The organism is Pseudomonas sp. R5(2019), from assembly GCF_009905435.1.
Taxonomy (GTDB): domain Bacteria; phylum Pseudomonadota; class Gammaproteobacteria; order Pseudomonadales; family Pseudomonadaceae; genus Aquipseudomonas.
Genome location: NZ_JAAAMT010000002.1, coordinates 206,531 through 227,419, shown reverse-complemented (window position 1 = coordinate 227,419; position 20,889 = coordinate 206,531). Strand labels below are relative to the sequence as shown.

At 60.7% G+C, this 20,889-nt stretch carries 18 protein-coding genes and 2 pseudogenes; 7 read left to right on the top strand and 13 right to left on the bottom strand.

Annotated features, from left to right (window positions below; genetic code table 11):
• The first annotated feature begins 5 nt into the window (after positions 1-5).
• Together GUY40_RS02650 and GUY40_RS02645 are read left to right on the top strand one after the other, a co-directional pair.
• A complete protein-coding gene (locus GUY40_RS02650) occupies positions 6-3,032 on the top strand; it encodes an FAD-binding and (Fe-S)-binding domain-containing protein (RefSeq protein WP_166567381.1) in 3,027 nt (1,008 codons plus the stop codon).
• A gap of 316 nt (positions 3,033-3,348) precedes the next feature.
• Complete coding sequence (locus GUY40_RS02645; RefSeq protein ID WP_166567380.1) at positions 3,349-4,842, top strand: aldehyde dehydrogenase; 1,494 nt, start codon at positions 3,349-3,351, stop codon at positions 4,840-4,842.
• Positions 4,843-5,110: 268 nt separating this feature from the next.
• Here the strand turns inward: GUY40_RS02645 and GUY40_RS02640 are convergent, their stop codons facing one another.
• Both GUY40_RS02640 and GUY40_RS02635 read right to left on the bottom strand, forming a co-directional pair.
• On the bottom strand, positions 5,111-6,109 hold the full coding sequence (locus GUY40_RS02640; protein WP_166567379.1) for a sulfate ABC transporter substrate-binding protein: 999 nt from the start codon (positions 6,107-6,109) through the stop codon (positions 5,111-5,113).
• A gap of 94 nt (positions 6,110-6,203) precedes the next feature.
• The gene (locus GUY40_RS02635; protein WP_166567378.1) at positions 6,204-7,028 is read right to left on the bottom strand and encodes an ion transporter; all 825 of its coding nucleotides are present in this window, start codon (positions 7,026-7,028) and stop codon (positions 6,204-6,206) included.
• A 282-nt stretch (positions 7,029-7,310) separates the two neighbouring features.
• Here GUY40_RS02635 and GUY40_RS02630 point away from each other — a divergent pair, with 282 nt between their 5' ends.
• Positions 7,311-8,165 (top strand): RHS repeat-associated core domain-containing protein, encoded by an 855-nt coding sequence (locus tag GUY40_RS02630; RefSeq protein WP_166567377.1) that lies wholly within the window; start codon positions 7,311-7,313, stop codon positions 8,163-8,165.
• A gap of 44 nt (positions 8,166-8,209) precedes the next feature.
• On the opposite strand, the pseudogene GUY40_RS28160 reads toward GUY40_RS02630, so the two are convergent.
• A pseudogene (locus tag GUY40_RS28160) lies at positions 8,210-8,299 on the bottom strand (ion transporter); the annotation flags it as partial.
• 249 nt (positions 8,300-8,548) lie between these two features.
• Here GUY40_RS28160 and GUY40_RS28155 point away from each other — a divergent pair.
• The 3 genes and pseudogenes from GUY40_RS28155 to GUY40_RS28145 all read left to right on the top strand — a co-directional run bounded on the left by GUY40_RS28155 (position 8,549) and on the right by GUY40_RS28145 (position 9,303).
• Entirely contained in the window at positions 8,549-8,779 is a 231-nt protein-coding gene (locus tag GUY40_RS28155; RefSeq protein WP_256675629.1) for a hypothetical protein, read from the top strand.
• Positions 8,779-8,826 (top strand): annotated as a pseudogene (locus GUY40_RS28150) (hypothetical protein); the annotation flags it as partial. The gene GUY40_RS28155 and the pseudogene GUY40_RS28150, both read left to right, overlap by 1 nt.
• A 141-nt stretch (positions 8,827-8,967) precedes the next feature.
• Entirely contained in the window at positions 8,968-9,303 is a 336-nt protein-coding gene (locus tag GUY40_RS28145) for a hypothetical protein (RefSeq protein ID WP_256675635.1), read from the top strand.
• 240 nt (positions 9,304-9,543) lie between these two features.
• On the opposite strand, the gene GUY40_RS02615 is transcribed toward GUY40_RS28145, so the two are convergent.
• From GUY40_RS02615 to gcl, 9 genes are all read right to left on the bottom strand, one after another.
• Positions 9,544-9,846 (bottom strand): DUF3077 domain-containing protein, encoded by a 303-nt coding sequence (locus GUY40_RS02615; protein ID WP_166567376.1) that lies wholly within the window; start codon positions 9,844-9,846, stop codon positions 9,544-9,546.
• 80 nt (positions 9,847-9,926) lie between these two features.
• The gene (locus GUY40_RS02610; protein ID WP_166567375.1) at positions 9,927-11,315 is read right to left on the bottom strand and encodes a Fic family protein; all 1,389 of its coding nucleotides are present in this window, start codon (positions 11,313-11,315) and stop codon (positions 9,927-9,929) included.
• Between the two features lie 178 nt (positions 11,316-11,493).
• The gene (locus tag GUY40_RS02605; RefSeq protein ID WP_166567374.1) at positions 11,494-11,796 is read right to left on the bottom strand and encodes a DUF3077 domain-containing protein; all 303 of its coding nucleotides are present in this window, start codon (positions 11,794-11,796) and stop codon (positions 11,494-11,496) included.
• Positions 11,797-11,875: 79 nt separating this feature from the next.
• Entirely contained in the window at positions 11,876-12,784 is a 909-nt protein-coding gene (locus GUY40_RS02600) for an urea transporter (RefSeq protein WP_166567373.1), read from the bottom strand.
• Positions 12,785-12,990: 206 nt separating this feature from the next.
• A complete protein-coding gene (gene pyk / locus GUY40_RS02595; protein WP_166567372.1) occupies positions 12,991-14,406 on the bottom strand; it encodes a pyruvate kinase in 1,416 nt (471 codons plus the stop codon).
• The gene (locus tag GUY40_RS02590) at positions 14,396-15,676 is read right to left on the bottom strand and encodes a glycerate kinase (protein ID WP_166567371.1); all 1,281 of its coding nucleotides are present in this window, start codon (positions 15,674-15,676) and stop codon (positions 14,396-14,398) included. Before GUY40_RS02590 ends, pyk begins: the two co-directional genes overlap by 11 nt.
• Before the next feature lie 160 nt (positions 15,677-15,836).
• Positions 15,837-16,730: a 2-hydroxy-3-oxopropionate reductase gene (locus GUY40_RS02585; protein ID WP_166567370.1), complete on the bottom strand. Its 894-nt coding sequence runs from the start codon at positions 16,728-16,730 to the stop codon at positions 15,837-15,839.
• Between the two features lie 13 nt (positions 16,731-16,743).
• On the bottom strand, positions 16,744-17,526 hold the full coding sequence (gene hyi / locus GUY40_RS02580) for a hydroxypyruvate isomerase (protein WP_166567369.1): 783 nt from the start codon (positions 17,524-17,526) through the stop codon (positions 16,744-16,746).
• A gap of 56 nt (positions 17,527-17,582) precedes the next feature.
• Positions 17,583-19,358 (bottom strand): glyoxylate carboligase, encoded by a 1,776-nt coding sequence (gene gcl, locus GUY40_RS02575; RefSeq protein ID WP_166567368.1) that lies wholly within the window; start codon positions 19,356-19,358, stop codon positions 17,583-17,585.
• A 254-nt stretch (positions 19,359-19,612) separates the two neighbouring features.
• Between gcl and GUY40_RS02570 the strand changes: the two genes are divergently transcribed.
• Positions 19,613-20,056: a heme-binding protein gene (locus GUY40_RS02570; protein ID WP_166567367.1), complete on the top strand. Its 444-nt coding sequence runs from the start codon at positions 19,613-19,615 to the stop codon at positions 20,054-20,056.
• A gap of 98 nt (positions 20,057-20,154) precedes the next feature.
• Here GUY40_RS02570 and GUY40_RS02565 read toward each other — a convergent pair whose 3' ends face one another.
• A complete protein-coding gene (locus GUY40_RS02565; protein ID WP_166567366.1) occupies positions 20,155-20,766 on the bottom strand; it encodes a TetR/AcrR family transcriptional regulator in 612 nt (203 codons plus the stop codon).
• Positions 20,767-20,889 lie beyond the last annotated feature (123 nt).

Genomic DNA, 20,889 nt, shown 5'->3' with positions numbered 1-20,889 from the left:
CCCCGATGATCGCCCAGCTGCAACCGGCCGTGACCGCTTCCAGTTACCAGGATTTTCTGGAGGCCCTGCGCAACAGCGGCTTCCGTGGCCAGATCAGTGCCGACTACGCCAGCCGTACGGTGCTGGCCACCGACAACTCCATCTACCAGCGCCTGCCGCAGGCGGCCGTGTTTCCGCTGGATGCCGACGATGTGGCGCGAGTCGCCGCGCTGATGGCCAGGCCGGCGTTCCGTGAGGTCAAGCTCACCCCGCGCGGTGGCGGCACCGGCACCAACGGCCAGTCGCTGACCGACGGGATTGTCGTCGACCTGTCGCGGCACATGAACAAGATCCTGGAAATCAATGCCGAAGAACGCTGGGTGCGGGTGCAGGCCGGTGTGGTGAAGGACCAGCTCAACGTTGCCCTCAAGGCCCATGGCCTGTTTTTCGCCCCGGAACTGTCCACCTCCAACCGCGCCACCGTCGGCGGCATGATCAACACCGACGCCAGCGGCCAGGGCAGCTGCACCTACGGCAAAACCCGCGACCACGTGCTGGAGCTGGACAGCGTCCTGCTCGGCGGCGAGCACCTGCACACCCAGCCGATCAGCGATGAAGAGCTTGAGCGCCAGTGCGCTCGCCAGGATCGCAGCGGCGAGGTCTATCGCATCGCACGCCAGATCAACGCTGAAAAAGCCGAACTGATCGACGCTTGCTTTCCCAAACTCAACCGCTGCCTGACCGGCTACGACCTGGCGCACCTGCGCGATGAACAGGGCCGCTTCAACCTCAACAGCGTGCTCTGCGGCGCCGAAGGCTCGCTGGGCTTTGTGGTCGAGGCCAAGCTCAATGTGCTGCCGATTCCCAAGTACGCGGTGCTGGTGAACGTGCGCTACGCCAGCTTCATGGACGCCCTGCGCGATGCCCGCGCCTTGCTTGAGCTCAAGCCGCTGTCGATCGAAACGGTCGACTCCAAGGTGCTGATGCTGGCGATGAAAGACATCGTCTGGCACAGCGTCTCGGAGTACTTCCCGGAAGATCCGGCGCGCCCGACCCTGGGCATCAACCTGGTCGAGTTCTGCGGCGACGACCCTGAGGAAGTCAACGCGCGGGTGAGCGCGTTTGTCGAGCACCTGCAGAACGACAAGGCGGTCGAGCGTCTGGGCCACACCCTGGCCGCCGGCCAGGAAGCCGTGACCCGCGTCTACACCATGCGCAAGCGCTCGGTCGGTCTACTGGGCAACGTGCAGGGCGAAGTGCGCCCGCAGCCGTTCGTGGAAGACACCGCCGTGCCGCCCGAGCAGCTGGCCGACTACATCGCTGAGTTCCGCGCCTTGCTCGACAGCTATGGCCTGCAGTACGGCATGTTTGGCCACGTCGATGCCGGCGTGCTGCACGTGCGTCCGGCGCTGGACATGAAAGACCCCGCCCAGGCGGCACTGGTGCGACCAATTTCCGATGGCGTGGCGCAGCTGACCCAGCGCTACGGCGGCCTGCTCTGGGGCGAACATGGCAAGGGCGTGCGCTCGGAATACGCGCCGAAATTCTTCGGCGACCTGTACCCGTCGCTGCAGGCCCTGAAAAGCGCCTTCGACCCGCACAACCAACTCAACCCCGGCAAGATCTGCACGCCGCTGAACAGCACCGAAGCGCTGCTGAAAGTGGATGAAGTGACGATGCGCGGCGACCTCGACCGGCAGATCGATGAGCGTGTCTGGGAAAGCTTCGGCAGCGCCGTGCACTGCAACGGCAACGGCGCCTGCTACAACTTCGACCCCAACGACGCCATGTGCCCCTCGTGGAAAGCCACCCGCCAACGCCAGCATTCGCCCAAGGGCCGTGCGTCGCTGATTCGTGAATGGCTGCGGCTGCAAGGGGCGGCCAACGTGGATGTGCTGGCGGCCGCGCAGCGCCCGGTGGGCTGGCTCAAGGGCTTGGCGCAACGGTTGCGCAACAGCCGTGCGCAACGTCAGGGCCAGGCGGACTTCTCCCATGAAGTCTATGACGCCATGGCCGGTTGCCTGGCGTGCAAGTCCTGCGCCGGGCAGTGCCCGATCAAGGTCAATGTGCCGGAGTTTCGCTCGCGCTTCCTGGAGCTTTACCACGGTCGCTACCTGCGCCCGATCCGCGATTACCTGATCGGCTCGCTGGAGTTCAGCATTCCGTACCTGGCACGTTTGCCGGGGCTGTACAACGGCCTGATGGGCTCGAACCTGGTGAAAAACCTGCTGGTCAAGCAGGTCGGCATGATCGACAGCCCGCTGATCAGCCGCTTCGATTTCCAGGCCACGCTCAACCGTTGCCGCGTGGGCGTGGCGACCCCGGCCAACCTGCGCGGGCTGACCCCGGCCCAGCGCGATCACAGCGTGGTATTGGTGCAGGATGCGTTCACCCGCTACTTCGAAACCCCGCTGCTGGCCGCGTTTATCGAGCTGGTGACCCAGCTGGGTTACCGGGTTTACCTGGCGCCTTACAGCGCCAACGGCAAACCGCTGCATGTGCAGGGCTTTTTGTCGGCGTTCAACAAGGCGGCCATTCGCAACGCCAACCAGCTGCAAGCGCTGAGTGATTGCGGCGTCCGGCTGGTGGGCCTGGACCCGGCCATGACCCTGGTGTATCGCCAGGAATATCAAAAGGTTCCGGACCTGCGCAAATGCCCGCAGGTGGAGCTGCCGCAGGAGTGGCTGCTCGATGTGCTGCCCGAGCATGCCGGCCAGCCGACCCACGCAGTGCCGTTCCGCCTGCTGGCGCACTGCACCGAGAAAACCAACGTACCGGCCAGCACCCGCCAGTGGGAACAGGTGTTCGCCCGCCTGGGGCTCAAGCTGGTGACCCAGGCGACCGGTTGCTGCGGCATGTCGGGCACCTATGGCCACGAAGCGCGCAACCAGGAAACCTCGCGGATCATCTTCGATCAGTCCTGGGCCGGGCAATTGCAGAAGGAAGGCGAAGCGCTGGCGACCGGCTATTCGTGCCGCAGCCAGGTGAAGCGCTTTGCTGACCAGCAACTGCGCCATCCGTTGCAGGTGGTGCTCGAAGCGCTCAAAGCCTGACTCAGGCGGGTTGGGGCTGTTGCACGGCCCATCGCGCCCAGGTGCGCTCCTACACAGATCGCGTAACGCATGTAGGAGCGCACCTGGGCGCGATGGGCTGCAAAGCAGCCCCGGCGCCACCCGCTTCCCTTTGCTGTTGAGACGCCGTGTCTCGGCGACAGGCGCGACAGCTGTTCCAGATTGCGACACCGAAGATTTTTGAAGCGTGTTTTTATCGAAATAAAATCAATAAAAATCAATGGCTTGAGTTGTTTTGTGGCCATTGGCACAGCGGTTGCTCAATGAGTGCATCAGATCACAACAAGAGCCCGCCCCCATGCATTCGACCTTCGCGCTCAACCCCCAAACCGAGGCGTTCCTTGCCCGCCCGCAGAAAATGCTGATCGGCGAGCAGTGGCTGACCGCACGTGACGGCAGCACCCTGACCCTGCGCAACCCCGCGACCGGCCAGCCGCTGGCCGAAGTGCCCGCAGCCAGCCACGAAGACGTTGACCTGGCCGTTGCCGTGGCCCGCCAGGCCTTTGAGGACTCGGCCTGGAGCCGCATGCGCCCGCGCGAGCGGCAAAACCTGTTGTGGCGGCTGGCTGACCTGCTGGAACGCGACGCGCAAATCCTCGCCCAGCTCGAATGCCTGAACAACGGCAAGAGCGCCGCTGTCGCCCAGGTGATGGACGTGCAGCTGTCGATCGATTTTCTGCGCTACATGGCCGGCTGGGCGACCAAGATCCAGGGCAGTACCGTGGACCCGTCGCTACCGCTGATGCCCGAGGGCGACTTTCACGCCTTTGTGCGGCGTGAAGCGGTGGGCGTGGTCGGCGCCATCGTCGCCTGGAACTTCCCCCTATTGCTGGCCTGCTGGAAACTGGGACCTGCGCTGGCGACCGGCTGCACCGTGGTGCTCAAGCCGGCCGACGAAACCCCGCTCAGCGCGCTGAAACTGGCCGAGCTGGTGCTGGAGGCGGGCTACCCGGCCGGAGTCTTCAACGTCGTGACCGGCACCGGCGCGGTGGCCGGCGCGGCGTTGTCCCGGCATCCGGACGTGGACAAGCTGACCTTCACCGGCTCCACCGAAGTCGGCAAGATGATCGGCAAGGCAGCGATGGATTCCATGACCCGCGTGACCCTGGAGCTGGGCGGTAAATCACCGACCATCGTCATGGGCGATGCCGACCTCAAGCAAGCCGCTGCCGGTGCCGCCAGTGCGATCTTCTTCAATCAGGGCCAGGTCTGCTGCGCCGGTTCCCGGCTGTATGTGCAGCGCAAGCATTTCGACAACGTGGTGGGCGATATCGTCGACATCGCCAATGGCATGAAGCTGGGCAGCGGCATGGACCCGAGCGTGGCCATGGGGCCGCTGATTTCGGCGCGCCAGCAAGAGCGGGTGTACAGCTATATCGAGCGCGGGCGTGAGCTGGGCGCCACCGTGGCCTGTGGCGGCGAGATGTTTGGCCCCGGGTATTTCGTCAAGCCGACAGTGCTGACCGGCGTGTCGCAACACGGGCCGCTGGTGCAGGAAGAAATCTTCGGACCGGTGCTGGTGGCGGTGCCGTTCGATGACATCGAGGATGCCGTGCGGCTGGCCAACGACAACCGTTATGGCTTGGGTGCGAGCATCTGGTCGAACGACCTGGCGGCGGTGCACCGGATGATTCCGCGGATCAAGTCAGGCTCGGTGTGGGTGAACTGCCACAGCGCGCTGGACCCGAGCCTGCCGTTTGGCGGCTACAAGATGTCGGGGCTGGGAAGGGAGATGGGGGCGGCGGCGATTGAGCATTACACCGAATTGAAGTCGGTGTTGATCAAGGTTTAGCGGAACGTAAAAGCTTCGCAGGCCTAACGCGAAACCGGTAGGAGTCGGGCTTGCCCCAATGCCAGTCAGTTAAGGCGAGATCCATGTGGGAGCGGATTTATCCGCGAATGAAGGCGCCGCGTAATGCCTGAAAAACCGCGGTGTCTGAATTCGCGGATAAATCCGCTCCCACAGGTTTTCGGCGTTCCACTCTTTAACTGACCGGCATTGGAGCAGCCTGGCTCTTACATTAAGTCCCGCGAATAGCGTCAACGCGGTCTATACCTGATTACTGGCCGCTATAGATCTGATCGAAAATCCCGCCATCATTGAAGTGGGTCTTCTGCACGGTGCGCCAGTCGCCAAAGGTCTTCTCCACCGACAGGAAGTCGACTTTCGGGAAACGGTCGGTGTACTTGGCCAGCACGGCAGGATCGCGTGGGCGCAGGTAGTTGTTGGCGGCGATTTCCTGGGCTTCAGGCGACCACAGGTACTTCAAGTACTCCTCGGCGGCCGCGCGGCTGCCTTTCTTGTCGACCACCTTGTCGACCACGCTGACCGGCGGCTCGGCTTCAGCCGAGACACTCGGGTAGATCACCTCGAACTGGTCGCGACCGAACTCGCGGGCAATCATCTCCGCTTCGTTCTCGAAGGTCACCAGCACGTCGCCGATCTGGTTGGTCATGAACGTCGTGGTCGCGGCGCGGCCACCGGTGTCCAGCACCGGCGCCTGCTTGAACAGCTTGCCGACAAAGTCCTTGGCCTTGGGTTCATCGCCACCGTTCTTGAGTACATAACCCCAGGCCGACAGGTAGGTGTAGCGGCCGTTACCCGAAGTCTTGGGGTTGGGCACGATCACTTGCACACCGTCCTTGAGCAGGTCCGGCCAGTCCTTCAGTGCCTTGGGGTTGCCCTTGCGCACGATAAATACGGTGGCCGAGGTGAACGGTGCGCTGTTGTTCGGCAGGCGGGTGACCCAGTTGTCCGGCACCAGCTTGCCATTGTCAGCCAGGGCATTGATGTCGGTGGCCATGTTCATGGTGATGACATCGGCGGGCAGACCATCGATTACCGAACGGGCCTGCTTGCTCGAGCCGCCGAACGACATCTGCAGATTGATCTTCTCGTTGTGCTCTTTTTCCCAGTGCTTCTGGAAGGCAGCGTTGTAGTCCTTGTAGAAGTCCCGCATCACGTCGTACGACACGTTGAGCAGGGTAGGCGCAGCCTGGGCAAGGCTGCCAAAGGCCAGGCCTGCGGCCAGAAGCGAGGCGCTGAAGAGTTTTTTCACTGAACGCGATCCTTGTTGGTTATTAGGGTGAGGCATTGTGTCGGCGACTATAACGGTCGGCGAGGGCTGACTAAAAGATCAAAAAGTGAGGCGCTTATTCCAGCTTCTTGAACAAGGCATTGCCACACCGCGAACAAAACGCCGCGCCGTGGTCATGAGTGTTTTTGCGGCACACCGGGCAATCATGTTGCAGCTGCTCGCCGCGCATGGCGTTGGCCAATTCGGCAGTGAAAATCCCGGTGGGCACGGCGATGATCGAATAACCGGTGATCATCACCAGCGACGACAACACCTGGCCCAGCGGTGTCTTGGGCACGATATCGCCAAAGCCCACGGTGGTCAGGGTCACGATCGCCCAATAAATGCCCTTGGGAATACTGGTAAAGCCATGCTCGGGGCCTTCGACCACATACATCATCGTGCCGAACACCGTCACCAGCGTCGAGACCGTGAGCAGAAACACAATGATCTTCTGCTTGCTGCCGCGCAGGGCCGACATCAAGTAGTTGGCTTGCTTCAGATACGGGCTGAGCTTGAGCACCCGGAAAATCCGCAGCATCCGGATGATCCGGATGATCAGCAGGTACTGGGCATCGGCGTAATACAGGGCGATCACGCCCGGCACGATCGCCAGCAAATCCACCAGTCCGTAAAAGCTGAAGGCGTAGCGCAGCGGCTTGGGCGAGCAATACAGGCGCAGCAGATACTCGATCAGAAATATCCCGGTAAATCCCCACTCGATCCCGGCCAACAGCCCTGCGTAATCGCGGTGCACGGTGTCGATGCTGTCGAGGATCACCGTGACAAGGCTTGCGAGGATGATCAGTAGCAGCGCACTGTCGAAGCGCCGGCCGGCCACGGTATCGGTCTGGAAGATGATGACGTAAAGCTGTTCGCGCCAGGTCTGGGCGTGTCGCATGAGGGGCGGGTTCCGGTGGAGATGGGCGACAGACTAGGTGGCGGGGGGCGGGTTAGGCAAGTTCCGGGCAAGCGCCTGTAGGAGCATGGCTTGCCAGCGATAGGCGCACCGCGGTGTGCCAGGTACGACGCCTCGCGGGCAAGCCGGCGGCTCCTGCATGGGCTTGCTCGCCATCGGTATGAACCTTTGAAAGTGGAAAATACCTAGCTGTTCTGTCAGGTGTTCAGCTTTTGTGAGTGGAGGATACTGGACGTTATTTTCTACAGAGTGAGCGACTCAGCCATGAACACTCAGCTTTCTACTTCCTTTGCAATGCTGTTGCAGACTGATCGTTCAGGAACGGTCTTGGGCGCAAGGCATGTAGGGGCGCTCAAGTTTGCCTATCCCCCTTATGGACATCGTCTAGCGGATGAGGCCTCTTCGCTAATAGGCTTCAATGGCCAGCTTGAGGAGAGGCAGATAACAGGCTACATGCTGGGGAATGGGTATCGTGCTTTCAACGTAGTATTGATGCGCTTCAATAGCCCTGATGGTTGGAGCCCTTTTGGTAAGGGAGGTATTAATCCGTACTGCTATTGCTCTGGTGATCCGATCAATTTCACAGACTCCACGGGGTTTATGGCTAAGTCGATAAAAATTGGAGGCATGTTCAATATTCGGCGTATAGGTGAAGGGGGTACGAGTTTTACAGATGAGTCTGGTAGGCGGTTGTATATTAACTCACATGGGAATGTGGATCGTAAAGGTCGGGGTTATTTAGATATAGACGGTAAAAAGCAGTATCCGAAGGATGTCATGAGGCTCTTGTCGAAGGCGGGTGTGCAGGTCGATAAATACGACTTGGTAGATGTTTTGGCATGCCATAGTGCTGCCGGAAAAAAACCGTTTATCGAGGGGTTTGCTAATGTGTCCTCAAAGATAGTTAAGGGGTACGAAAATGAGATTGCCCTCTCGCCCTCGGCTGATGAGTTTTCTAAATTTTATGACTTCACAAAAGGGCGGTTTAAAAATGGCTCTGAATTCTCCAATTATCCAAATGAAGTTTATATCGATAGGAGTCGTGATGATTATAGAGGCGTGAAGGCCTACCCCAGAGTTGAGTTGTCTGTATGGAGGAATTTATTTGTACGCCGTTGATTGGCGTGGGATAAGGAGATGAATATTATTGATCTCCTTTGTCGTATAGCACTGTCGAAGCGCCGGCCGGCCACGGTATCGGTCTGGAAGATGATGACGTAAAGCTGTTCGCGCCAGGTCTGGGCGTGTCGCATGAGGGGCGGGTTCCGTTGGAGATGGGCGACAGTCTAGGGGGCGGGTAAGGCAAGTTCCGGGCAAGCGCCTGTAGGAGCATGGCTTGCCAGCGATAGGCGCACCGCGGTGTGCCAGGTACGACGCCTCGCGGGCAAGCCGGCTCCTGCATCTGGTTGGGCAACCAGATACCTGGCAGTTCTGTCAGGTGTCCGCGCAAAGTAGTTGGAGGATACTGGGCTCTTTTATTCGTGGCGACAGGCGCTTTGGCGATGACATTACAATTCAATATTCAGTATTTGGGGTTGCTGCAGACTGATCGATCCGGTTCGGTTGTGAGGGAGCAGCAGGCGGCGAAGTCGAGAGTCATTTCCTATACGCCGTATGGCTATCGGCTGCCGGGTGAGGCCAAGCCGATGCTCGGATTCAATGGGCAATTTAAGGAAAGAGGAATGATTGGCTATGTGCTGGGGGCGGCTATCGGGTGTTTAACCCGATATTGATGTGCTTTCACAGCCCTGACAGTTGGAGCCCTTTTGGTAAAGGGGGGATGAATGCCTATGCCTACTGCCAAAGGGACCCCGTTAATGGGACAGATCCCACAGGCCATATGCTGAAGCTGACTTTCTTTTCGCGAAGCACTAAACCGCCTGTGTATCGGCAATTAAGAAATTTGGGAGCGAGTAAAAGTATGGCCCATGCTATCAATCGGTCGTACGAGGCTGGTGAATTTGCGCAGGGAGCAGTCAAATTGCGGTTTGTGCCTGAAAAAGGCGAATCTGTCTGGAAGCATTTTAATGCTTCGGTAGGGCAGGATAGGTCTCTTCAAATCGATTCAACGACACCATTCCAAGTGAGGGATGCGCGTTCCAGCAACATGCTCCACAAGCCGCTCGCGCAGATGTTCTTTAGCCACGATGCGCCGGAATTGGTGAAACATGCCGGAAACGACGGCTATAACTTCGTCGAAAAAGCAGCGGGTATCAGGACACCCAGGAGAAGCGCAGTGGACAATGATTATCAGTAATTGGCTCTCGGGAACGGGCCTTGGTTTCATCCAAGGTCCGCGTCTCGTAAAGCGTTATTGTTCACGTTAACCCCGCGAAATTTCTGTCGCCTGTGCTGACGTCATCGCGAGCAAGCTCGGCTCCTACATACCCCGCTCAGCGTCGGTGTAAAGAGTCAGTGAGCTGGTTATTCGGCCAGATTCGGCCACTTGAATGGCCGAATAATTGAGTATTCGGCCATTTTCCCTCTATTCGGCCATTTATTCGGCCAAATCGCACGGTTGTTTCAACGCCTTCTCCTCCATCTCATCCAACAACGCCTCGGCCAGGCTTCTAGCCGCTTCGGCGCTGTGCAGGTTCGACCAGAGCAGGCCCTTGAGTTCGCTGTCGCTGGTGTGTTCGCAGGCTTTGTGAGAGACGGCTTCGATGCCGGTCAGCAGGTTGGTGATGTGGACGAGGGCGTCTTCAAGGGCTACGCCTTCGCGGACGGCGAACAGAGGGTCGTGGCTGCCGTTGCAGGTGGTGAAGGTGGACGTGGCGGTTTTGGAATGATTCGTTGTCATGGGTGAAGCTCCTTATTGAAAGAGCTCCTTTTTCTTCGGGCGACCAAGCCCGGTCTCTGATGTGCAGAGACCGGGGAAGCCTATCCTGTGTGCGAACGCCCTTCAAGCCACTGCTCCAATTCGGCTTTGGTGATGCCCATGCCGCCAATGCTGACGTTCGACAGATGCTCCAGATCGTAGCGAGTGTCTTCGATGAACTTGGCTTGCTGCTCCACCGGGATCTTCTCCACGCTCTCTGACAACAATGTTTCAAGTGCATCACCGTGTCTTTGTTCACTCACGATTCGAGCGACAAGTGCCCGACGCTGCTGGCGGTGGAGCACGCGCAGCGTGTCGATACCCACGGATTCAGCGACGGCGCCATAGCGGTGGCAACTGCGGATGTACGACCAGACATACAGGTCAGCCAACGGGCCGATTTCGTTGAGCTCATACACGGCGATGACTGCGCTGGTGTAGTCCTCTGAGCTGATGTCACCAAACGACAAGGGGACCAGGTTGTAACGCACCAGCGGAATATTGGCGGACATACGAGATGTGCGCTTGTTCACGTCGATGAAGCCTTGCAGGTAGGCGACGTGCGCCAACAAGAACAGGCTCTGTTCGAACGGGTTCCGGATCTGCGCCGCCTTGGTGGATATAAGCTCCAGAAGGCGTTCCAGACGCTCCTTTCCCTCCAGTGGCATATAGACAGTGGAGGAAATGCGAACTCCCTCGTCCCGAAGGTTCCCGGCCATGCCAGTGGTGACCAGGCCGTCGGCCAACAGGTAGTGAAGCGTCCTGATGTTGTCGCTGGTTATCTGCAACTGGTGAATACCGTCAACCAGAAACCGGATGGCTTCCCGGTGGTTGAGGATCATCACTTTTTCCATATCCAACTTGCCGTCAGCAGGAATGCCTTCGAGGAGCAGCTTCTCGGTGTCCACCAACGAGTAGGTGTTTCCCTCGAGCCGTGAAGAGTTATAGGAAAGATCCACCAGAAGTCGGTTATAGATCTTCCGCGCGTAAGTGCCTGCGGGCATTTCGTCGTTCGCACGCTGACCATGCTCTTGCAGCAATGCCAAGTGCTCGGTAGGGAGGTAGGCAGTCTCGTTCGGTTTGTATGACCGCAGCCAATCTTCTCGATAGGAGCATGGGGTTCGAGTGAACAGTGGCGCGCGCACGCGGGCAATGATTTCTGCGCTTTGCTCGGAGAACACGGGCAAAGGCCCGCTGCCTGCTTTTATCGCAGGCACTGTCTCCTCAGGTAAACGCGGTGTGACGGGAATGGCGAGGTGGTATGCGCGTCCCTTCGTGTTTCCACGTGCTTGCAGATCACCTTCCACGACTGACGCTTTCAGCCAGTTGCGTAAGGTGCGCTCAGGAATGCCAAGTTTGGGTAGGAGCTCAGCAATCGTCAGCCATTGATCCGGCTGGGCGCGGAACAGGCTGATCAGGCTGTCGCGATTCGGATTGGACATTTCGGCCATGATTGCGTCCGTTCAGCTGGGGTGGGTGGCCAGATCAAGCGGCCATTGATTCGGCCAAATTTTAGGTTATTCGGCCAGATTCGGCCATCAGCTTGGCTTATTCGGCCATTTCCGGATGAGAAAATGGCCGAATACTCGATAATTCGGCCATTTTGTCTATTTACTCACGATTCGCCATTTATTCGGCCAAACCGCACGGTTGTTTCAACGCCTTCTCCTCCATCCCATCCAACAACGCCTCGGCCAGGCTTCTGGCCGCTTCGGCGCTGTGCAGGTTCGACCAGAGCAGACCCTTGAGTTCGCTGTCGCTGGTGTGTTCGCAGGCTTTATGAGAGACGGCTTCGATGCCGGTCAGCAGGTTGGTGATGTGGACGAGGGCATCTTCAAGGGCAACGCCTTCGCGGACGGCGAACAGCGGGTCGTGACTGCCGTTGCAGGTGGTGAAGGTGGCTGTGGCGGTTTTGGAATGAATTGTTGTCACGGGTAAAGCTCCTTTTGAAAGAGCTCCTTGTTCATCGGGCGACCAAGCCCGATCTCTGATGTGCAGAGACCGGGCAAGCCTACCGTGCACGTGAACGCCGTGCAAGGTTGCGCAATGCTTGGTCCGGCGGGGTTGTGTGGTGGGTCGCCCAGCGGCTGCCGATATGTAACAGCCAGCAAGCCAGGATGAACGGCGCTGTCAGTATTGGCACCGGTAGCAGGGTAAGCGCGGGTTGCAGCACGATCGCCAAAGCGATGGCCAGCAACGGCCGCCACGGTTGTTGGCGAGTGTGGCTGAAGGCGAGGGCGGCCAGCGCGGCGTTGAATCCGTACAGACCATAGAACGCCGCGTTGGCTTCGCCGTTGAACAGCGCAACGCTGCCGCCGATGGCCGAACCTACCAATGCCCATGCAGCGGCGTAGCGATTAGCGATCAGCAGGCCGATGGCAATCAGCACGCCGGCGAATGGGTGGTCTAGCAGGAAAATTTGTCCCAAGCCTCGGGCCAGTGCCGACAGTGGATTGTGGTCAACCACGATGGGGCTGGAAGCGGCAGGTTCGACCGCCAGCAACAACGCCCAGCCAAGCAATACAAACGGGCTGGTATAGGCGGGCAATAGCACCGGCCGATCTGCGCGCTTGATCCACTGGTGCACGAAGATGCTGCTCAGGCCGCTGGCGGCGATGATCAGTGGCGGGACGAGGGCGGACCAGGGCAGTTGATGGCAGATCAAAAGGCCCAGCAGTACGCCGTTGTAGCTGTACAGGCCGCTTTGCCGGTCACTGCGGGCGTAGCTTCGGCGTTGGGCGGTGAGCAGGCCCGAGAGGGCGCCCAGCAATGCGCCGCCGAGCAGGTCGGGGGCGGTGAAGAGGATGGCCGCCAGGCAAAACAGGCCGCACAGCGGGTTGCGCTGCAGCAGGACCTGGCTGAAGCCGTTGAGCAAGGCCGTGGCCCAGTCGGGGCAGTGGATCAGTTTTTTGGTGGACATGATGGCAGTTGGAAAGTGGGTGGGACCGGAGGCGCTTCGTGCGAGCGCGGTTCTTCCGGGAGTTGGGTATAACCAATAGACCTCTGGGTGTTGCGCGGATTTTGTAGGAGCGGACCTGGCCGCGATGGGGCGCGCAGCGGCCCCGGGGTCTGCTGCGCAGCCCATCGCGGCCAGGTCCGCTCCTACATTCAAATCTCAAACAAGCTTTAGATCAGTGTTTCAATCCGCAGTGAATTAGTCGATCCCGGCTTGCCGAAAGGCACACCGGCGGTGATCAGCAGGGTGTCGCCACGGCTGGCCATGCCTTGGGCCTGGGCGATTTCCAGGGCCGTTGAGCAGACTTCGTCTACTTGCCGCAGGCGGTCGTTGACCACCGAATGAACGCCCCAGGCCACGGTCAGGCGCCGGGCGGTGGAGAGGTTCGGGGTCAGGTTGAGGATCGGTGCCCGGGGCCGCTCGCGCGCCGCGCGCAGGCTGGAGCTGCCGGACTCGCTGTAGTTGACCAGCGCCGCCACCGGCAGGATGCCGCTGATCCGGCGGATCGCGCAGCTGATGGCGTCCGACACGGTGGCTTCGGCTTGTGGCCGGCCGGCGTCGAGTTGGGTCTGGTAGTCCGGGCCGCTTTCGACCTGGCGGATGATCTTGCTCATCATCTGCACGGCTTCGAGCGGATAGTCGCCCGAGGCGGTTTCAGCGGACAGCATCACCGCATCGGCGCCTTCGGCCACGGCGTTGGCGACGTCGGTGACTTCGGCACGGGTCGGGGCTGGCGAGAAGCGCATCGATTCAAGCATCTGGGTTGCCACCACCACCGGTTTGCCCAGCTGGCGGCAGGTGCCAATGATGCTTTTCTGGATCTGCGGTACGCTTTCGGCCGGCACTTCCACGCCCAGGTCACCCCGAGCGACCATGATCGCGTCGCTCAGTTCGGCGATTTCACGCAGTTGAGTGACGGCGGTGGGCTTCTCGATCTTGGCCATCAGGAACGCGCGGTCGCCGATCAGCTCGCGGGCTTCGAGGATGTCTTGCGGGCGCTGCACAAACGACAGCGCCACCCAGTCCACGCCCAGCTCCAGGCCGAAGCTCAGGTCGCGGCGGTCCTTGGCGGTCAGCGGGCTGAGTTCCAGCACCGCTTGCGGCACGTTCACGCCTTTGCGGTCGGACAGCTCGCCGCCGTTGAGCACTTCGGTGTCGATGGCATCGGCGTGCTTGGCAGTGACGCGCAGTCGCAGCTTGCCGTCGTCCAGCAAGAGGTCCATCCCCGGCTCCAGCGCGGCGATGATTTCCGGGTGGGGCAGGTTGACCCGGCGCTGATCACCCGGGGTGGCGTCCAGGTCCAGGCGCAGCGCCTGGCCACGGTACAGCTGGACTTTGCCGTCGGCAAAGCGGCCGACGCGCAGCTTCGGCCCTTGCAGGTCCATCAGGATGCCGAGCGGGTAGTTGAGCTGGGCTTCGACGTCGCGAATCCACTGGTAGCGCATGGCGTGGTCGGCATGTTCGCCGTGGCTGAAGTTCAGGCGAAAGATGTTCACCCCGGCTTCAACCAGCTGGCGGATGTCGTCGATGCCCTTGATGGCTGGGCCCAGGGTCGCAAGGATTTTGACTTTCTTATCAGGCGTCATGAGATGAACTCTCGAGGATCAGGATGGCGCGCAAATCGTTGACGTTGGTGCGCGTAGGCGATGTCACGATCAAGGCGTCGAGGGCGGCGAAGTAGCCGTAGCCGTTGTTGTTGTCCAGCTCATCGCTGGCCGACAGGCCCAGGGCCTCGGCGCGGGCGTAGCTGTGCGGGGTCATGATTGCACCGGCGTTTTCTTCCGAGCCGTCGATGCCGTCGGTGTCGCCAGCCAGGGCATAGACGCCGGGCAACCCCTTGAGGCTTTCGGTCAGGCTGAGCAAAAACTCGGCATTGCGCCCGCCGCGGCCGTTGCCGCGCACGGTCACGGTGGTTTCGCCACCGGAGAGGATCACGCACGGCGCTGCCAGTGGCTGGCCGTGCTGGACGATCTGACGGACGATGCCGGCATGGACCTTGGCCACTTCGCGCGATTCGCCTTCCAGATCGCCGAGGATCAGCGGACTGAATCCGGCCTGGCGCGCTTTGACGGCGGCGGCCTCCAGGGATTGTTGTGGCTTGGCGATCAGCTGGAAGTGGCTGCGGGCCAGGCACGGATCGTCGGCCTTGACGGTTTCAGAGGCCGGGTTCTGCAGCCAGGCGACAACAGCGGCGGGCGCCTCGATGTTGTAGCGTTTGAGAATCGCCAGTGCCTCGGCCGAGGTGCTGGGGTCGGCCACGGTGGGGCCGGAGGCGATGACCGTGGCCAGATCGCCCGGCACATCGGATATCGCATAGGTGTAGACGCTGGCAGGCCAGCAGGCCTTGGCCAGGCGGCCGCCCTTGATCGCCGAGAGGTGCTTGCGCACGCAGTTCATCTCGCCAATGGTGGCGCCGGATTTGAGCAGGGCTTTGTTGATCGCTTGCTTGTCGGCCAGGGTGATTCCGGCAGCGGGCAGGGCGAGCAGCGCAGAACCGCCGCCGGACAGCAGGAAGATCACTCGGTCGTCTTCGCTGAGGTTGCTGACCAGCTCCAGCACGCGCTGGGCAACGGCCAGGCCGGCGGCATCAGGGACAGGGTGAGCGGCTTCGACGACTTCGATTTTCGAGCAGTTGGCGCCGTGGCCGTAGCGGGTCACGACCAGGCCCGAGACCTCGCCTTGCCAGCAGCGTTCGACCACTTCGGCCATGGCGGCGGCGGCCTTGCCGGCGCCGATGACGATGACGCGGCCAGTGCGATCGGTAGGCAGATGAGCTTCGAGGACCTGGCGGGGGTGCGCGGCGTCAATGGCCGTGGCGAACAGCTCGCGCAGAAAGAGTTGCGGATCGAGCGACATGGCAGGCTCCCGTTTTATTGTTGTTCGGGGTTCGGCTTTGTAATTTTGGTGCGGCTATTCGCGGATAAATCCGCTCCCACAACAGCCCTTGCACATAATGTGAGTGAGCAATGTGGGAGCGGATTTATCCGCGAATCGGTGTCACAGGCAATGCAAAGCCTTACTTGTCGTCGCGGATCGAGAAGTTGGCCATGTGTTCCAGGCCCTTGATCAGCGCCGAGTGGTCCCAGTTGGCGCCGCCGATGGCTGCGCAGGTGCTGAACACTTGCTGGGCGTTGGCGGTGTTGGGCAGGTTGATCGACAGCTCCTTGGCGCCTTGCAGGGCCAGGTTCAGGTCCTTCTGGTGCAGGCTGATGCGGAAGCCCGGGTCGAAGGTGCCCTTGATCATGCGCTCGCCGTGCACTTCCAGGATCTTGGACGAAGCAAAGCCACCCATCAGCGCTTCACGCACCTTGGCCGGGTCTGCGCCGTTCTTGGCGGCGAACAGCAGCGCTTCGGCAACGGCCTGGATGTTCAGCGCAACGATGATCTGGTTAGCCACCTTGGCGGTCTGGCCATCGCCATTGCCACCGACCAGGGTGATGTTCTTGCCCATGGACTGGAACAGCGGCAGGGCGCGTTCGAACGCCTGGCTGTCGCCACCGACCATGATGCTCAGGGTGGCTGCCTTGGCGCCGACTTCACCGCCCGATACCGGGGCGTCGAGGTATTGCGCGCCGGTGGCGTTGACCTTGGCCGCGAAGGCTTTGGTGGCGGTCGGTGAGATCGAGCTCATGTCGATCACGATCTTGTTCGGACCCAGGCCCGCGATTACGCCGTTTTCGCGCTGCAGCACGTCTTCGACGTGCGGGGTGTCGGGCACCATGATGATGATGAATTCAGCTTCCTGGACCACTTCTTTCGGGTTGGCCAGGGCGACGGCGCCGGCGGCGACCAGGTCAGCCGGGGCGGGGTCGTGGTGCGTCGTCAGGAACAGGCTGTGACCTGCTTTTTGCAGGTTCGAAGCCATGGGGTGGCCCATGATGCCGGTGCCGATAAAACCGATTTTAGCCATGAGAAATACCTGATCAGATTGCGTTGTGGGTTTTCAGCCAGCCGAGGCCCGCTTCGGTGGTGGTCAGCGGCTTGTATTCACAGCCGACCCAGCCCTGGTAGCCGATGCGGTCCAGATGTTCGAAGAGGAAGCGATAGTTGATTTCGCCGGTGCCAGGCTCGTTGCGGCCGGGGTTGTCGGCCAGCTGAACGTGGTTGATCTGTGGCAGGTGCGTGGCCAGGGTTCGAGCCAGGTCACCTTCCATGATTTGCATGTGGTAGATGTCGTACTGCAGGAACAGGTTGGCGCTGCCGACCTTTTCCTGGATCGCCAGGGCCTGGCGGGTGTTGTTCAGGTAGAAGCCGGGGATGTCGCGGGTGTTGATCGCTTCCATCACCAGTTTGATGCCGGCCGCTTGCAGATTGTCGGCGGCGTATTTCAGGTTGTCGACGAAGGTCTGCTCGACGGTGGCGCAATCCGGGCCTTGTGGGCGGATGCCGGCCAGGCAGTTGATCTGGGTGTTGCCCAGAACTTGTGCGTAGGCAATGGCCAGATCGACGCCGGAGCGGAACTCCTCGATGCGGTCCGGGTGGCAGGCGATACCGCGCTCGCCCTTGGCCCAGTCACCGGCCGGCAGGTTGAACAGCACCTGGGTCAGGCCGTTGTCGTCCAGCTGTTGTTTGATTTCAGTCGAGGTGAAATCGTACGGGAACAGATATTCGACCCCGCTGAAGCCGGCATCGGCTGCAGCCTTGAAACGGGCGAGAAAGTCCTGCTCGGTGAACAGCATGGACAGGTTGGCGGCGAAACGTGGCATGAATGTCTCCTTGCGAAAGTGCGCCCTCACCCCGTGCGGGGGAGGGCATCAGCAGGTCAGTCCAGCAGCGAGATGGCGGTGGGGGCGTCGCCGCCGACCAGGGCCAGGTCTTCGAACTCGTTGACGGCGTTGATCTCGGTGCCCATGGAAATGTTGGTCACGCGTTCCAGGATGATCTCGACCACCACCGGTACCTTGAACTCTTCGATCATTTGCTGGGCCTTGCGCAGCGCCGGCTGGATGTCTTTCGGTTCGAATACGCGCAGCGCCTTGCAACCCAGGCCTTCGGCGACGGCGACGTGGTCGACGCCATAGCCGTTGAGCTCTGGGGCATTGAGGTTTTCGAAGGCCAGCTGCACGCAGTAGTCCATCTCGAAACCGCGCTGTGACTGACGGATCAAGCCCAGGTAGGAGTTGTTCACCACCACGTGGATGTACGGCAGGTTGAACTGCGCGCCCACGGCCAGTTCTTCGATCATGAACTGGAAGTCATAGTCGCCCGACAGCGCCACGACTTTGCGCGACGGATCGGCCTTGACCACGCCCAGGGCTGCCGGAATGGTCCAGCCCAGTGGGCCGGCCTGGCCGCAGTTGATCCAGTGGCGAGGCTTGTAGACGTGCAGGAACTGGGCGCCGGCGATCTGCGACAGACCGATGGTGCTGACGTAGCAGGTGTCCTTGCCGAATACCTGGTTCATTTCCTGGTAAACGCGCTGCGGCTTGACCGGCACGTTGTCGAAATGGGTCTTGCGCTGCAGGCTGGCCTTGCGCTGTTGGCAATCTTTCAGCCAGGCGCCACGGCACTTGAGTTTGCCGGCGGCTTTCCACTCGCGGGCCACTTCCAGGAACACGTCCAGGGCGGAACCGGCGTCGGAGACGATGCCCAGGTCTGGCGTGAAAACGCGGCCGATCTGGGTGCCTTCGATATCGACGTGGATAAAGCGACGACCTTCGGTGTAGACGTCAACGGAACCGGTGTGGCGGTTAGCCCAGCGGTTACCGATGCCCAGCACCATGTCGGATTTGAGCATCGTCGCGTTGCCGTAGCGGTGCGAGGTTTGCAAGCCGACCATGCCGACCATTTGCGGGTGATCGTCCGGGATGATGCCCCAGCCCATCAGGGTCGGTACCACCGGGATACCGGTCAGCTCGGCGAACTCGACCAGCTTCTCGCTGGCGTCGGCGTTGATGATGCCGCCACCGGCCACCAGCAGTGGGCGCTCGGCAGTGTCGAGCATGGCCAGGGTTTTTTCAGCCTGGATGCGGTTGGCTTGTGGCTTGTGCACCGGCAGCGGCTGGTAGGCGTCGATGTCGAATTCGATCTCAGCCATCTGCACGTCGAACGGCAGGTCGATCAGCACCGGGCCTGGGCGGCCGGAGCGCATTTCATAGAAGGCTTTCTGGAAGGCGTACGGCACCTGGCCCGGCTCCAGAACGGTGGTGGCCCACTTGGTCACCGGCTTGACGATGCTGGTGATGTCGACGGCCTGGAAATCTTCCTTGTGCAGGCGGGCACGCGGCGCTTGGCCGGTGATGCACAGGATCGGGATGGAGTCGGCCGAGGCACTGTAGAGACCAGTGACCATGTCGGTGCCGGCAGGGCCGGAGGTGCCGATGCACACGCCGATGTTACCGGCCTTGGTGCGGGTATAACCCTCGGCCATGTGCGAGGCGCCTTCAACGTGGCGAGCGAGGACGTGATCGATACCGCCGACTTTCTTCAGGGCCGAATACAGCGGGTTAATCGCTGCACCCGGGATGCCAAACGCGGTCTCAACACCTTCGCGGCGCATCACCAGAACGGCTGCATCAATTGCTCTCATTTTGCTCATGGTTTTGTGCCTCTTGTGTTTTGTAATTGTATACAAATGGCTTTGCGCAGAGTGTATTCACGGCTGACGCGATCGGTCAATCCATTTTCGTCTGCTGCCTTGGATTTGCCAGAAAGCCTGCTAAAACTGCCTTTGGCTCGATTAGTTTTCACTTGCTCGAATTATTGTATACAAAAAAATATCTCATTGTGTTCTATTTGTCGCAGAGATTTTTCAGTTGCCCTTCGGGCTTCTCATCACAAGAGGACGTACCCATGAACGCTCTGACCTTGAAAACCGCGGTTGAACTGATCACCCGGGCGATTGCCACCGGCCGGGAAATCAATGCGGCACCGCTGGCGGTGGTGGTGCTGGACGCAGGTGGCCACGTGCTTGCCCTGCAACGGGAGGACGGCGCCAGCGTGATGCGCCCACAGGTCGCCATCGGCAAGGCCTGGGGTGCGATTGCTTTGGGCAAGGGTTCACGGCTGTTGGCGGAAGATGCGGCCAAGCGGCCGGCGTTTTTTGCGGCGTTGAACGGCTTGGGGCAGACGTCGGTGGTGCCGGCGCCAGGCGGCGTGCTGGTGCGTGATCAGGCTGGGAATGTGCTGGGAGCGGTGGGGATCAGCGGGGATACGTCGGATATTGACGAGCAGTGCGCGATCAGTGCGATTGAAGCGCTGGGCTTGCGGGCGGATGCCGGGATTCAGGTTGGCTGATAGGCAGTGAAAGCTTCGCGGATAAATCCGCTCCCACATTCCCCGCTCACGTTATGTGAAAAGGCCGTTGTGGGAGCGGATTTATCCGCGAAAAGTGTTTACTGGCCGTCAGGTTCACACCCCTTCAGTACCAACCGAATAATGGTCTGCGCCGCCGCTTCATAATCAGCATCCTCAAGCTTCGCCTTCCCCGTCACCGTCGAAATCTGCCAATCGAAATCCGCATAGGTCTGCGTTGCCGCCCAGATGCTGAACATCAGGTGGTGCGGGTCAATGGGCGCGATCTGGCCGCGGTCGATCCAGGTCTGGATGCATTCGATGTTGTGCCGGGCCTGGCCGTTGAGCTGTTCGACCTGCTCGGGGCTCAGGTGCGGGGCGCCGTGCATGATCTCGCTGGCAAATACCTTCGAAGCAAAGGGCACATCGCGGGAAATGCGGATTTTGGAGCGGATATAGGCGCTGAGCACTTCCTTGGGTTCGCCCTCGGCGTTGAACGGCGTGGAGGCCTGCAGGATCGGCTCGATGATGCTCTCAAGGACCTCGCGGTAGAGGTTTTCCTTGGACTTGAAGTAGTAGTAGACATTCGGCTTGGGCAGCCCGGCCTTGGCGGCGATGTCGCTGGTCTTGGTGGCGGCGAAGCCCTTGTCGGCAAATTCTTCACTGGCCGCGCGCAGAATCAGTTCTTTGTTGCGCTCGCGAATGCTGCTCATCGTTCGGGGAAGTCCTTGTATCTCGCCGCAAGTGGCGCGGGGCCTGGTCGGGCGGTTGCGCATGGTAGCACCGCGCTTGCGCGGCGCTCAAGGCCGCGCGCCGTGGCGTCTGGCACGCTATGC

What these genes read in the sequence shown, in the direction of transcription:
- GUY40_RS02615 (WP_166567376.1), bottom strand. Translation starts at nt 9,846, where the DNA reads ATGACAACGAATCATTCCAAAACCGCCACGTCCACCTTCACCACCTGC.
- pyk (WP_166567372.1), bottom strand. Translation starts at nt 14,406, where the DNA reads ATGACGCCTGATAAGAAAGTCAAAATCCTTGCGACCCTGGGCCCAGCC.
- GUY40_RS02630 (WP_166567377.1), top strand. Translation starts at nt 7,311, where the DNA reads ATGAACACTCAGCTTTCTACTTCCTTTGCAATGCTGTTGCAGACTGAT.
- GUY40_RS02585 (WP_166567370.1), bottom strand. Translation starts at nt 16,730, where the DNA reads ATGGCTAAAATCGGTTTTATCGGCACCGGCATCATGGGCCACCCCATG.
- GUY40_RS28145 (WP_256675635.1), top strand. Translation starts at nt 8,968, where the DNA reads ATGGCCCATGCTATCAATCGGTCGTACGAGGCTGGTGAATTTGCGCAG.
- GUY40_RS02650 (WP_166567381.1), top strand. Translation starts at nt 6, where the DNA reads ATGATCGCCCAGCTGCAACCGGCCGTGACCGCTTCCAGTTACCAGGAT.
- GUY40_RS02610 (WP_166567375.1), bottom strand. Translation starts at nt 11,315, where the DNA reads ATGGCCGAAATGTCCAATCCGAATCGCGACAGCCTGATCAGCCTGTTC.
- GUY40_RS02570 (WP_166567367.1), top strand. Translation starts at nt 19,613, where the DNA reads ATGAACGCTCTGACCTTGAAAACCGCGGTTGAACTGATCACCCGGGCG.
- GUY40_RS02565 (WP_166567366.1), bottom strand. Translation starts at nt 20,766, where the DNA reads ATGAGCAGCATTCGCGAGCGCAACAAAGAACTGATTCTGCGCGCGGCC.
- GUY40_RS28155 (WP_256675629.1), top strand. Translation starts at nt 8,549, where the DNA reads ATGACATTACAATTCAATATTCAGTATTTGGGGTTGCTGCAGACTGAT.
- GUY40_RS02645 (WP_166567380.1), top strand. Translation starts at nt 3,349, where the DNA reads ATGCATTCGACCTTCGCGCTCAACCCCCAAACCGAGGCGTTCCTTGCC.
- GUY40_RS02590 (WP_166567371.1), bottom strand. Translation starts at nt 15,676, where the DNA reads ATGTCGCTCGATCCGCAACTCTTTCTGCGCGAGCTGTTCGCCACGGCC.
- gcl (WP_166567368.1), bottom strand. Translation starts at nt 19,358, where the DNA reads ATGAGCAAAATGAGAGCAATTGATGCAGCCGTTCTGGTGATGCGCCGC.
- hyi (WP_166567369.1), bottom strand. Translation starts at nt 17,526, where the DNA reads ATGCCACGTTTCGCCGCCAACCTGTCCATGCTGTTCACCGAGCAGGAC.
- GUY40_RS02600 (WP_166567373.1), bottom strand. Translation starts at nt 12,784, where the DNA reads ATGTCCACCAAAAAACTGATCCACTGCCCCGACTGGGCCACGGCCTTG.
- GUY40_RS02635 (WP_166567378.1), bottom strand. Translation starts at nt 7,028, where the DNA reads ATGCGACACGCCCAGACCTGGCGCGAACAGCTTTACGTCATCATCTTC.